Source organism: Kitasatospora sp. NPDC057542 (assembly GCF_042801945.1).
Lineage (GTDB): Bacteria > Actinomycetota > Actinomycetes > Streptomycetales > Streptomycetaceae > Kitasatospora.
On the sequence record NZ_JBHVFE010000353.1, the window covers coordinates 1 to 9,580 of the forward strand.

The following is a 9,580-nucleotide window of genomic DNA, read 5'->3' on the forward strand; positions in this document are numbered from 1 at the left end:
TCGTCGTCACGGTGCACCGGAGAGGCCCTCTCGTCGTCACGGTCCGGGTCAGTTCGCCCGGAAGCCCTCGTAGGCGTTGTAGAGGGCCGCGCCGCCCTCGTGCTCGTCGGTGCGCTCGACGATGTCGCCGAGCAGCCAGGCCTCCACGCCGCGGTCCTCCAGGATCGACAGCACGACGTCCACCGAGTGCGGCGGGACGACCGCGACCATGCCGACGCCCATGTTCAGCGTCTTCTCGATCTCCAGGGTGGCCACCCGGCCGACCTCGGCGACGGTCCGGAAGACCGGCAGCGGGGTCCAGGTGCCGCGGTCCAGGCGGGCGTGCAGGCCGTCCGGGATCACCCGGGCCAGGTTGGCCGCCAGGCCGCCACCGGTGACGTGCGAGAAGGCGTGCACCTCGGTGGCGCGGGTGAGCGCCAGGCAGTCCAGCGAGTAGATCCGGGTCGGCTCCAGCAGCTCCTCGCCGAGGGTGCGGCCGAACTCCTCGACCTTGCGGTCCAGCTTCCAGCCGGCCTCGTTCAGCAGCACGTGGCGGACCAGCGAGTAGCCGTTGGAGTGCAGGCCGGAGGCGGCCATCGCGATCACCACGTCGCCGGCCCGGACCCGGTCCGCGCCGAGCAGCGCGTCGGCCTCCACCACACCGGTGCCGGCGCCCGCGACGTCGTACTCGTCCGGGCCCAGCAGGCCCGGGTGCTCGGCGGTCTCGCCGCCGACCAGGGCGCAGCCGGCCAGCGCGCAGCCCTCGGCGATGCCCTTGACGATCGCGGCGACCCGCTCCGGGACGACCTTGCCGACGCAGATGTAGTCGGTCATGAACAGCGGCTCGGCGCCGCACACCACCAGGTCGTCGACGACCATGCCGACCAGGTCGTGGCCGATGGTGTCGTGCTTGTCCATGGCGGCGGCGATGGCCACCTTGGTCCCCACGCCGTCGGTGGCCGAGGCCAGCAGCGGCCGCTCGTAGTCCTTGAAGGCGGACACGTCGAAGAGGCCGGCGAAGCCGCCGAGACCGCCGACCACCTCGGGGCGGTTGGCCTTCTTCACCCACTGCTTCATGAGCTCGACGGCGCGGTCGCCCGCCTCGATGTCGACACCGGCGGCGGCGTAGGTGGCGCCGTTCTGGTTGCTGGTCACTGCGTGCGGCCCTTTCGGGTCAGGTGGGGGTGGTTCTTGAACAGCCGGGGGTGGAACAGCGGTGGGGCCCCGGTTCGCGGGACCCCACCGTGCGTTCGTTACGGGCGGCGCAGCGCGTCGGCCGCGCCCGCCCCGCCGAGCAGTGCCTGGACGCCGTCCAGGTCGCTGCCGCTGGTCGGCTTGCCACGGACGGCCGGCTGCTGCTGGCCGCCCTTGATCTCGGCCTCCAGCAGGAGCTTGCCGAGCAGCGCCGGGTCCGGCAGCTCCATCGGGTACTCGCCGTCGAAGCAGGCCCGGCAGAGCTTGTCCTTGGGCTGCTTGGTGGCCTCGATCATGCCGTCGATCGAGATGTAGGAGAGCGAGTCCGCGCCGAGGGTGCGGCCGATCTCCTCGATGGTCATGCCGTTGGCGATCAGCTCCGCGCGGGTGGCGAAGTCGATGCCGAAGAAGCAGGGCCACTTCACCGGCGGCGAGGAGATCCGGATGTGGACCTCGGCGGCGCCGGCCTCGCGCAGCATCTTCACCAGCGCGCGCTGGGTGTTGCCGCGGACGATGGAGTCGTCCACGACCACCAGGCGCTTGCCCTGGATGACCTCGCGCAGCGGGTTGAGCTTGAGCCGGATGCCGAGCTGGCGGATGGTCTGGCTGGGCTGGATGAAGGTGCGGCCCACGTAGGCGTTCTTCACCAGGCCGGAGCCGTACGGGATGCCGCTGGCCTCGGCGTAGCCGATCGCGGCGGGGGTGCCGGACTCGGGCGTCGCTATCACCAGGTCCGCCTCGACGGGCGCCTCCTTCGCCAGTCGGCGGCCCATCTCCACGCGGGAGAGGTGCACGTTGCGGCCGGCGATGGTGGTGTCGGGGCGGGCCAGGTAGACGTACTCGAAGACGCAGCCCTTGGGCTTGGCCTCGGCGAACCGGGAGGTGCGCAGGCCGTTCTCGTCGATGGCGATGAGCTCGCCGGGCTCGACCTCGCGGATGAAGGAGGCGCCGACGATGTCCAGTGCCGCCGTCTCGGAGGCGACCACCCAGCCGCGCTCCAGCCGGCCGAGCACCAGCGGGCGGATGCCCTGCGGGTCGCGGGCGGCGTAGAGAGTGTGCTCGTCCATGAAGACGAGCGAGAACGCGCCCTTGACCTTGGGCAGCACGACCTTGGCCGTCTCCTCGATGGAGAGGTCCGGGTGGCCGGCGAGCAGGGCCGTCACCAGGTCGGTGTCGTTGGTCGCGGCGGTCCGGCCGGAGCGCGAGACGTGCTCCTCGCCGGGAAGTTCGGCGACCATGGCCGCCAGTTCGGCGGTGTTCACCAGGTTTCCGTTGTGCCCGAGGGCCAGCGAACCGTTCACGGTCGCCCGGAAGGTCGGCTGGGCGTTCTCCCAGACCGAGGAACCGGTGGTCGAGTAGCGGGCGTGTCCGACGGCGATATGCCCGTGCAACGACCCCAGCGAGGCCTCGTCGAAGACCTGGGAGACGAGTCCCATGTCCTTGAAGACGAGAATCTGGGAGCCGTTGCTCACTGCGATGCCCGCGGATTCCTGACCGCGGTGCTGCAGGGCGTAAAGGCCGAAGAACGTGAGCTTGGCGACCTCCTCGCCGGGAGCCCAGACACCGAAGACGCCACACGCGTCCTGGGGGCCTTTCTCACCGGGAAGAAGATCGTGGTTGAGTCTTCCGTCACCACGTGGCACGTCTTCGAGTCTAGGGCAGCTGACTCGGGCTTCTGGAACCCGGGACTGCGGGTTTGTCCGCTGATCACGAGTTAACGCGCGTAGACAAAACCCCTTACGGGGCCGGGATTTCGAGTGGGGGGAATTCCGGCGGGTGGCGGTTGGCCTTGTGGTTCGCGCCCGTTGGGGAGTTCCGTGTGCGCAGCGGCGGAGGTCGGCGCGCGGACGAACGTGAGCCTGCTCACCCGGGCGTTCACCGGGCGGTCACGCGGACGGTTGCGCGGCGACCCGGCCCGTTCCACGCCGCCGGGGGCCGCTACGCCGCCGGCAGCAGCAGGCCCCAGGCCCCCGGGTGCACCGTCCAGGTCCGGGCCCGGACCGGGCCGACCGGGTGGCCGTCCGCCTCGTAGCCGAAGCCGCGCCCGACCACCGAGACGCTCGCCGCCCGGGCGCGCACCAGGGCGCCGGAGGCGGCGACCACGACCTCCATCTCGCCCGTCCCGTCCGAGGCGCCGGACGGGAGCGTGACCTGGACCAGCCGGACCGGCCGGTGGACGTCCGCGAGCAGCCGGCCGTCGGCCTCGACCCGGACCCGGGAGCTGTGGTCGGCGCCGTCCGGGGTGAGTGCGTTCGCCTGCTCGGCCGCAGCCAGTTTCGCCCATAGCGAACGCCAGCCACCCGTACGGCCCACCGGTCGGCGCGCACCCCCACCGGTGATCCGCACCCCGCCCAGCGCCACTCCGCCGCCGTCGTCCACCAGCAGGTCCAGCCGGCGCGGCGCACCCGACAGCACGGCCCGCGCGGCCCGGACCGGCTCCCCCGGCACGCCGAGCGCGCGGGCCGCCACCAGCTCCTCCGAGCGACCGACCGGAACCATGCCCACCGGTTCTGCGCCCAGCTCACGCTGCCGATGCAGGGCCTGGAGCACCCGCTGCAACGCGAGGTCGGAACCGATCACCACCGGTCGCCTCCGGCCTCGGTGCGAAAGCACCCGGTCAAGCTCGGAAGGACTCTCCGGAAAGGCCACCTTGGCGTCCGCGCCCCCGCAGAGCACGTCCTTCGCGATCCGCACCGACTCGCCGTCGGTCTGCCGGGCCACCGGGTCGAGGAGCAGCAGGAGCGGCTCCGGGCCGCCGGTAGCAGGCGTGGACAGGGACGACACGACCGGTCCTTCCTCAGGTAATCTCTCGGTGCAAGAGCCCCTTGCGCCATTGCGCCAGGGGCTTCGTCTATCTCGGGGCAGACTGCGGCCTACGCAGGATGCCCCAACCGGAAGGGGTGTACGCCTGTGCCGGCACTCGTGCTCGTTGGCGCTCAGTGGGGAGACGAGGGCAAGGGGAAGGCCACCGACCTCCTCGGTGGCTCCGTCGACTACGTGGTCCGCTACCAGGGCGGCAACAACGCCGGTCACACGGTGGTCATCGGCGACCAGAAGTACGCCCTGCACCTGCTGCCTTCCGGAATCCTCAGCCCGAACGTGACGCCGGTGATCGGCAACGGCGTCGTGATCGACCCGGCCGTGCTGCTCTCCGAGCTGGCCGGCCTGAACGAGCGCGGCATCGACACCTCCAAGCTGCTGGTCTCGGGCAACGCCCACCTGATCACGCCGTACCACCGCACCCTGGACAAGGTCACCGAGCGCTTCCTCGGCAAGCGCCGGATCGGCACCACCGGCCGCGGCATCGGCCCGACCTACGCGGACAAGATCAACCGCGTCGGCATCCGGGTCCAGGACCTGTTCGACGAGTCGATCCTGCGCCAGAAGATCGAGGCGGCGCTGCACGACAAGAACCAGATCCTGGTCAAGCTGTACAACCGCCGCACCATCCCGGCCGACCTGGTGGTCGAGGAGTACCTGGGCTACGCGGAGAAGATCAAGCCCTTCCTCGCCGACACCACCCTCGTCCTGGACGAGGCGCTGAAGGCGAACAAGGTCGTCCTGCTGGAGGGCGGCCAGGGCACCCTGCTCGACGTCGACCACGGCACGTACCCCTTCGTGACCTCGTCGAACCCGACGGCGGGCGGCGCCTGCACCGGCGCCGGCATCGGCCCGACCAAGATCGACCGGGTCATCGGCATCCTCAAGGCCTACACCACCCGCGTCGGCTCCGGCCCGTTCCCGACCGAGCTGTTCGACGCGGACGGCGAGGCGCTGCGCCGGATCGGTGGCGAGCGCGGTGTCACCACCGGCCGCGACCGCCGCTGCGGCTGGTTCGACGCCGTCATCGCGCGCTACGCGACCCGGGTCAACGGCCTCACCGACTTCTTCCTCACCAAGCTGGACGTGCTGACCGGCTGGGAGCAGATCCCGGTCTGCGTCGCGTACGAGATCGACGGCAAGCGGGTCGAGGAACTCCCCTACAACCAGTCCGACTTCCACCACGCCAAGCCGATCTACGAGACGCTGCCGGGCTGGACCGAGGACATCAGCAAGGCGAAGTCCTTCGCCGAGCTGCCGAAGAACGCCCAGGCGTACGTGAAGGCGCTGGAGGAGATGTCCGGCGCGCCGATCTCGGCCATCGGCGTCGGCCCGGGCCGCGACGAGACGATCGAGATCAACTCGTTCATCTGAGCCCGAGCTCGCGTTCCGAGGGCCCCGCGGATCCGTTCCGCGGGGCCCTTCGCCGTGCCCGGCGAACATATTTGCACTAGTACAGACATCTATTGCGTCTAGTGCAGAGCGCCGCTACGTTCGGATCATGACCGCGAAGCTGCCCTCACCCGTCACCCTCACCGGCCGCCACATCCGCCTGGAGCCGTTGGAGCGCCGTCACCTCGCCGACCTCTGGACCTCCGTCGGCTCCGAGCCCGAGGTCTGGCGCTGGACCATGCACCTCCCGCCCGCCTCGGAGGAGGATCTCGGCGGGATCCTCGACGGCCGACTCGCGGAGTCGGCCGAGGGTGAATCGGTGAACTTCGCCGCCGTCGACCTCACGAGCGGCCGCGCCGTCGGCGTCACCGGCTACCACGACTTCAGCGCGGACGACGAGTTCGTGGAGATCGGCGGCACCTGGTACGCCCGCTCGGTCTGGCGCACGGCGGTCAACACCGAGGCCAAGCTGCTGCTGCTCACCCACGCCTTCGAGGACCTGGGCATGGGCCGCGTCTTCTGGAAGACCGACGCCCGCAACGAGCGCTCCCGCACCGCCATCCAGCGCCTCGGCGCGCAGTTCGAGGGCATCCACCGCCGCCACCGCCTCCGGCCCGACGGCACCTGGCGGGACAGCGCCTACTTCTCGATGCTCACCGACGAGTGGCCGGCTGCCAAGTCCCGTCTGGTGGACCGGCTTTCACGGGGCTGAGCCGCGGATCGGCGCAGTGCGACGGCTATTTCCGCTCGCCGGGGGCGGAATGGCCGGCCGCGAACTCCTGCTTCGCCGGGCGTGGTTCGTACGCCTGGATGTTCACCAGCCAGACCAGCCAGCCGACGAACAGGACGGCGAGCAGGAGCACCGACAATCCGGCGACGAGGAGCGCATTCACCGGGATGCGGAAATGCGCCGGGAAGGGCGGGGCCGGCGCGGAGGGCCGAGGGGCGAGGGGAGGGGCATGGCTGTCTCCGGTCGGTGATTTCGGGCGCCGCGACCATGCATCTGGCGTGCCATGACGGCCTGTCGACGGCCGAGTGACGACTGTTTGACGACTGTTTAGGCGGCAACAAGTCAGTGAGTGACACGGACGACCATAGGGTCAGGGTGCCAGAGTTGCTACCGAGCGGGAAGACGTTCACTCCATCGTGGGGTATCCCCCATTTCGGTAGCTAGGGCCCGGTGTGCACGGCACACTTCACCGGAAGCATCGACCCAGCCGCGACCCGGAGAAGAGAGTCATGCCACCCCGCCTGTCGCCGACCGTCCGCCAGCAGCGTCTCGGGATCGAGCTGCGCAGGATGCGCGAACGCGTGGGCGTCACGCCCAAGAGCCTGGCCGCCACCATCGGCACCGACCTGCCCAAGATCTCCCAGATGGAGAACGGGAAGTCGGGGATCAGCGCCGAGCGGCTCCGGATCTGGGCGCGCACCTGCGGCTGCGAGGACGGCCCCTACCTGGACGCGCTGTTGGCGATGACGCAGGACCGGCGCAAGTACTGGTGGGACGGCTACCGCGGCCGGCTGCCGAGCGGGATCATCGACATCGCGGAGATGGAGCACCACGCGGCCTCCCTGTCCATCCTGAACAGCACCTTCATCCCCGGTCTGCTGCAGACCCCGGAGTACGCCGCCGCGGTGTTCGAGCGGCTTCCCCCGCAGTACCGGCAGGAGGCGGACGTCCGGAAGGCGTTCCGGATCCGGCGCCAGCAGATCTTCGTCGACCACCCGAAGCCCTACAGCGCATTCCTGCACGAGTCCGCGCTGCGCATGCAGTTCGGCGGTCCGGACGTGCTGCGCGACCAGTTGCGGAGCCTGCTGGCGAATTCCGAACGGCCCGGCGTGGAGATCCGGGTGATCCCGTTCAGCGTGCCCACCTACACCGGCTCCGGGGAGAGCCTGTACCTCGCCCGCGGGCCGGTTCCGGAGCTCGACACCGTCCAGATCGATCTCTCCCACGGGCCGAAATTCGTGCACACCCAGGCCGAACTGGCCTCCTACCGCCGGATCAAGGAGGAGACCGCGGCGATCTCGCTCGGGCCGGACGAGTCCCGGGACTTCATTCGGGCCTTACTGAAAGACTTCGCATGAGTACGTGGCGCAAGGCGTCGGCGAGCGGCGAGAGCACCGACTGCGTCGAGGTCAGAGCGGCGGGCGGACTGGTGGAGATCCGGGAGTCGGACCGGCCCGAGGTCATCGTGCAGACCACGCCGCGCAAGTGGGCCGCCTTCGTCCGCGGGGTGAAGTCCGGGGAGTTCGACCGGTACGGTGACTTCTCCCGGCCGTGACCTCCGGCCCGGCCCGCCGCGGACGCCGGGGCCCTTCTCTTTGCCCTAGGCTTGCAGCCCACAGTGGACCCTGCGCCTGGCACGGCACTCCGGGTGGGTGCGCGTACGGGAGAAATCGGAGCATCCGAGGATGGCTCGGCACCTGATCACCAGCGCCCTTCCCTACATCAACGGGATCAAGCACCTGGGCAACATGGTCGGGTCCATGCTCCCGGCGGACGTCTACGCCCGCTACATGCGCCGACGAGGGCACGAGGTGCTGTTCATCTGCGCCACCGACGAGCACGGCACGCCCGCCGAACTGGCCGCCCAGGAAGCCGGGTTGCCGGTCGCGGAGTTCTGCGCCCGGGCGCACGACGCGCAGCGGGCGGTGTACGACGGCTTCGGGCTCTCCTTCGACCACTTCGGCCGCAGCTCCTCGCCGCAGAACCGGGAGATCACCCAGGAGATCGCCCGCGAGCTCCAGCGCAACGGCTTCATCGAGGAGCGCGCGATCCGCCAGGTGTACTCCAACGCCGACGGCCGCTTCCTGCCGGACCGCTACATCGTCGGCACCTGCCCGCACTGCGGGTACGACAAGGCCCGTGGCGACCAGTGCGAGAACTGCACCCGGGTGCTGGACCCGACCGACCTGCTGGAGCCGCGCTCGGCGATCAGCGGCAGCTCCGACCTGGAGGTCCGGGAGACCCGCCACCTGTTCCTGCTCCAGTCCAAGCTCACCGAGGAGGTCGAGGACTGGATCGCCGCCCACGCCGACGACTGGCCGGTACTGGCCTCCTCGATCGCCCGCAAGTGGCTGACGGAGGGCCTCCAGGACCGCTCGATCACCCGCGACCTGGAGTGGGGCGTCCCGGTGCCGGCCGACGTGTGGCCCGAACTGGCCGCCGAGGGCAAGGTGTTCTACGTCTGGTTCGACGCCCCGATCGAGTACATCGGCGCCACCAAGGAGTGGGCGGACGCGGCCCCGGCCGGGCAGCTGCGGGACTGGAAGTCCTGGTGGTACGAGGCCGACGAGACCGTCCGGTACACCGAGTTCATGGGCAAGGACAACGTCCCGTTCCACACCGTGATGTTCCCGGCCACGCTGCTCGGCTCACGCCGCCCGTGGAAGAAGGTCGACTACGTCAAGGCCTTCAACTGGCTGACGTACTACGGCGGGAAGTTCTCCACCAGCCAGAAGCGCGGCGTCTTCGGCAACGACGCGCTGGAACTGCTGCCCGCCGACTACTGGCGCTACTTCATGATGGCGCACGCGCCCGAGTCGGACGACTCCAGCTTCACCTGGGACCTCTTCGCCTCGGTGGTCAACAAGGACCTCGCCGACACCCTCGGCAACTTCGTCAACCGGGTGCTCTCCTTCAGCCGCAAGCGCTTCGGCGACGACGTCCCGGGCGGTCACGCGCCGGGCGAGGCCGAGCAGCGGCTCGGCGAGCAGATCGCCGCCCTGCTCGCCGAGTACGAGGGCCAGCTGGACGCGCTCAACTTCCGTAAGGCGGCGCAGGCCCTGCGCGCGCTGTGGAGCGCGGGCAACGCCTACCTGGACGAGAAGGCCCCCTGGCTCCAGGTGAAGACCGACCCGCAGGCGGCGGCGCTGACCCTGCGCACCGCGATGAACCTGATCCACCTGTACGCGGTGGTCTCCGAGCCGTTCATCCCGGCCGCGGCGGCGGCGATGCGCGGGGCCTTCGCGCTGCCCGAGGACTCGCCGGCCGCCACCCGCGACTGGATCGGCCCGCAGGAGGCGCGGACGCTGGACCTGGTGCCGGCCGGGACGGCGTTCACGGTGCCGCCGGTGCTGTTCGCCAAGATCACGGACGAGGACCTGGCGGCCTGGACGGTGCGCTTCGGCGGCTCGGGGGCGTAGCGGTCGCGCTGCGGACGTGAGGAGGCGGGGCCCGGGAGTGAACCCG

General features: G+C 70.4%; 9 protein-coding genes. 5 read left to right on the forward strand and 4 right to left on the reverse strand.

All coding sequences use genetic code 11. The features are described 5' to 3' along the window. Positions 1–48: 48 nt before the first annotated feature. From purM to ACFU7Y_RS32370, 3 genes are all read right to left on the reverse strand, one after another. Positions 49–1,134 carry a phosphoribosylformylglycinamidine cyclo-ligase gene (purM, locus tag ACFU7Y_RS32360; RefSeq protein ID WP_363386647.1) on the reverse strand — a complete coding sequence of 362 codons (1,086 nt, stop codon included), beginning with the start codon at positions 1,132–1,134 and terminating at the stop codon, positions 49–51. 98 nt (positions 1,135–1,232) lie between these two features. Continuing rightward, the gene (gene purF, locus ACFU7Y_RS32365; RefSeq protein ID WP_380770516.1) at positions 1,233–2,816 is read right to left on the reverse strand and encodes an amidophosphoribosyltransferase; all 1,584 of its coding nucleotides are present in this window, start codon (positions 2,814–2,816) and stop codon (positions 1,233–1,235) included. A gap of 295 nt (positions 2,817–3,111) precedes the next feature. Beyond that, positions 3,112–3,957: a diacylglycerol kinase gene (locus ACFU7Y_RS32370; protein WP_224280992.1), complete on the reverse strand. Its 846-nt coding sequence runs from the start codon at positions 3,955–3,957 to the stop codon at positions 3,112–3,114. A gap of 126 nt (positions 3,958–4,083) precedes the next feature. Between ACFU7Y_RS32370 and ACFU7Y_RS32375 the strand changes: the two genes are divergently transcribed. Both ACFU7Y_RS32375 and ACFU7Y_RS32380 read left to right on the forward strand, forming a co-directional pair. Further along, positions 4,084–5,367 carry an adenylosuccinate synthase gene (locus ACFU7Y_RS32375; protein ID WP_224280991.1) on the forward strand — a complete coding sequence of 428 codons (1,284 nt, stop codon included), beginning with the start codon at positions 4,084–4,086 and terminating at the stop codon, positions 5,365–5,367. Positions 5,368–5,494: 127 nt separating this feature from the next. Beyond that, positions 5,495–6,097 carry a GNAT family N-acetyltransferase gene (locus ACFU7Y_RS32380; protein ID WP_380770517.1) on the forward strand — a complete coding sequence of 201 codons (603 nt, stop codon included), beginning with the start codon at positions 5,495–5,497 and terminating at the stop codon, positions 6,095–6,097. 25 nt (positions 6,098–6,122) lie between these two features. Here the strand turns inward: ACFU7Y_RS32380 and ACFU7Y_RS32385 are convergent, their stop codons facing one another. After that, positions 6,123–6,278, reverse strand: coding sequence for a hypothetical protein (locus tag ACFU7Y_RS32385; protein WP_224280989.1), 156 nt, complete (start codon positions 6,276–6,278; stop codon positions 6,123–6,125). A 346-nt stretch (positions 6,279–6,624) separates the two neighbouring features. Between ACFU7Y_RS32385 and ACFU7Y_RS32390 the strand changes: the two genes are divergently transcribed. The 3 genes from ACFU7Y_RS32390 (at position 6,625) to metG (ending at position 9,534) form a co-directional block, all read left to right on the forward strand. Further along, positions 6,625–7,473, forward strand: coding sequence for a helix-turn-helix transcriptional regulator (locus tag ACFU7Y_RS32390; protein ID WP_224280988.1), 849 nt, complete (start codon positions 6,625–6,627; stop codon positions 7,471–7,473). Next, positions 7,470–7,670: a DUF397 domain-containing protein gene (locus ACFU7Y_RS32395; RefSeq protein WP_224280987.1), complete on the forward strand. Its 201-nt coding sequence runs from the start codon at positions 7,470–7,472 to the stop codon at positions 7,668–7,670. Before ACFU7Y_RS32390 ends, ACFU7Y_RS32395 begins: the two co-directional genes overlap by 4 nt. A gap of 130 nt (positions 7,671–7,800) precedes the next feature. Next, complete coding sequence (metG, locus tag ACFU7Y_RS32400; protein ID WP_224280986.1) at positions 7,801–9,534, forward strand: methionine--tRNA ligase; 1,734 nt, start codon at positions 7,801–7,803, stop codon at positions 9,532–9,534. Positions 9,535–9,580 lie beyond the last annotated feature (46 nt).

Coding starts and splice junctions, on each gene's coding strand:
- ACFU7Y_RS32380 (WP_380770517.1), top strand. CDS start 5,495: ATGACCGCGAAGCTGCCCTCACCCGTCACCCTCACCGGCCGCCACATC.
- ACFU7Y_RS32390 (WP_224280988.1), top strand. CDS start 6,625: ATGCCACCCCGCCTGTCGCCGACCGTCCGCCAGCAGCGTCTCGGGATC.
- ACFU7Y_RS32395 (WP_224280987.1), top strand. CDS start 7,470: ATGAGTACGTGGCGCAAGGCGTCGGCGAGCGGCGAGAGCACCGACTGC.
- metG (WP_224280986.1), top strand. CDS start 7,801: ATGGCTCGGCACCTGATCACCAGCGCCCTTCCCTACATCAACGGGATC.